Raw genomic sequence first — 937 nt, 5'->3', positions numbered from 1 at the left:
TCGCACTTCAACGCCGTCGGACAAATCATCGAACAACAGACCGGCAATGGCATTGCCAGCTATTGGGACTACGAACCATCCACTGGGCGCCTGCAGCGGCAGTGGGCGCAAAAAGGTGCGCAGCCGCCCCTGCAGGACATCAGCTATGAGTACGATCCGGTCGGCAACCCGACACGCATCCTCGACAACGTGTTCATGCCCAGCCACTTCGCCAACCAGCGGGTCGACGGCGAACGTGCGTTCCGTTACGACTCGCTGTATCGGCTGATCAGCGCCAGCGGTTACGACGACGCGGCCCCCAGCGACGTCCCCGGCCGACCGCAGCCGAGCGACCCCAACGACCGACGCAATTACCTGCAGACCTACCGCTACGATCGTGGCGGCAACCTGACGCGACTGTGCCATGTGCGTGACGGCGCCTGTCAGACCCGGCAGATGCGTATCGACCCTGCGAGCAATCGCGGTGTGCGCTGGAATGAGGGTGATCCCGAACCGGATTTCGATCAGCTGTTCGACCGCCACGGCAACCTGACGACCTTGCAACCAGGTCAGTCACTGGCGTGGAATGTCCGTGATCAACTGGCCGCAGTGACGCTGATCAAACGCAAAAACGGCCTGGATGACGCCGAGTTTTATCACTACAGCCAAGGCGCGCGCGTCTACAAACGCCATGACACCTACAGCGGTTCCCACCGGCATTTTCACGAGGTGCGCTACCTGCCCGGACTGGAGATCCGCAGCAAGGACAACGGTGAGGAGCTGCACGTCATCAGCCTCGCCGCCGGCGCAGGCCATGTCAGTTGCCTGCATTGGCTCAGCGGCAAACCGCCGGGCATCGCCGACAACCAGTTGCGTTACACCCTCGATGATCACCTGGGCTCATGCGTGATGGAACTGGACCAGCAGGCACGCCTGATCAGTCACGAAGGCTATTACT

1 pseudogene is annotated in these 937 nt (G+C 61.7%); it reads left to right on the top strand.

From position 1 onward, the window contains the following. Nucleotides 1-937: pseudogene (locus KCG87_RS27335) on the top strand (toxin); the annotation flags it as partial.

The sequence above is a fragment of the Pseudomonas sp. MWU347 genome (assembly GCF_017947305.1).
In the GTDB taxonomy this organism is placed as follows: domain Bacteria; phylum Pseudomonadota; class Gammaproteobacteria; order Pseudomonadales; family Pseudomonadaceae; genus Aquipseudomonas; species Aquipseudomonas putida_A.
The sequence above is the reverse complement of the archived record's forward strand: the minus strand, read 5'-3'. Positions and strand labels throughout refer to the sequence as shown.